Origin of the sequence: Streptomyces sp. NPDC016845, assembly GCF_044332585.1 — a bacterium.
Taxonomy (GTDB): Bacteria; Actinomycetota; Actinomycetes; order Streptomycetales; family Streptomycetaceae; genus Streptomyces.
Genome location: NZ_JBIRPI010000075.1, coordinates 1 through 1,439 on the forward strand (window position 1 = coordinate 1; position 1,439 = coordinate 1,439).

1 rRNA gene is annotated in these 1,439 nt (G+C 56.1%); it reads left to right on the forward strand.

What is annotated here, in order from left to right:
* Positions 1-1,416 (forward strand): 23S ribosomal RNA (locus ACH4RC_RS42480); the annotation flags it as partial.
* Positions 1,417-1,439: the final 23 nt, after the last annotated feature.

Below are 1,439 nucleotides of genomic sequence, written 5' to 3' on the forward strand. Positions count from 1 at the left end.
AGGTAAATCCGGATGACATGAGGGTGAGACCTGATGCCGAGCCGATTGTGGTGAAGTGGATGATCCTATGCTGTCGAGAAAAGCCTCTAGCGAGTTTCATGGCGGCCCGTACCCTAAACCGACTCAGGTGGTCAGGTAGAGAATACCGAGGCGTTCGGGTGAACTATGGTTAAGGAACTCGGCAAAATGCCCCCGTAACTTCGGGAGAAGGGGGGCCATCACCGGTGATGAGTCTTGCACTCTGAGCTGGGGGTGGCCGCAGAGACCAGCGAGAAGCGACTGTTTACTAAAAACACAGGTCCGTGCGAAGCCGTAAGGCGATGTATACGGACTGACGCCTGCCCGGTGCTGGAACGTTAAGGGGACCGGTTAGTGCACTTTCGGGTGTGCGAAGCTGAGAACTTAAGCGCCAGTAAACGGCGGTGGTAACTATAACCATCCTAAGGTAGCGAAATTCCTTGTCGGGTAAGTTCCGACCTGCACGAATGGCGTAACGACTTCTCGACTGTCTCAACCATAGGCCCGGTGAAATTGCACTACGAGTAAAGATGCTCGTTTCGCGCAGCAGGACGGAAAGACCCCGGGACCTTTACTACAGTTTGATATTGGTGTTCGGTTCGGCTTGTGTAGGATAGGTGGGAGACTTTGAACCAGCCACGCCAGTGGTTGGGGAGTCGTCGTTGAAATACCACTCTGGTCGTGCTGGATGTCTAACCTGGGTCCGTGATCCGGATCAGGGACAGTGTCTGATGGGTAGTTTAACTGGGGCGGTTGCCTCCTAAAGAGTAACGGAGGCGCCCAAAGGTTCCCTCAGCCTGGTTGGTAATCAGGTGTTGAGTGTAAGTGCACAAGGGAGCTTGACTGTGAGACCGACGGGTCGAGCAGGGACGAAAGTCGGGACTAGTGATCCGGCGGTGGCTTGTGGAAGCGCCGTCGCTCAACGGATAAAAGGTACCCCGGGGATAACAGGCTGATCTTCCCCAAGAGTCCATATCGACGGGATGGTTTGGCACCTCGATGTCGGCTCGTCGCATCCTGGGGCTGGAGTCGGTCCCAAGGGTTGGGCTGTTCGCCCATTAAAGCGGTACGCGAGCTGGGTTTAGAACGTCGTGAGACAGTTCGGTCCCTATCCGCTGTGCGCGTAGGAGTCTTGAGAAGGGCTGTCCCTAGTACGAGAGGACCGGGACGGACGAACCTCTGGTGTGCCAGTTGTCCTGCCAAGGGCATGGCTGGTTGGCTACGTTCGGAAAGGATAACCGCTGAAAGCATCTAAGCGGGAAGCCTGCTTCGAGATGAGGACTCCCACCCCCTTTGAGGGGTTAAGGCTCCCAGTAGACGACTGGGTTGATAGGCCAGATCTGGAAGCCCGGTAACGGGTGGAGGTGACTGGTACTAATAGGCCGAGGGCTTGTCCTCAGTTGCTCGCGTCCACTGTGTTG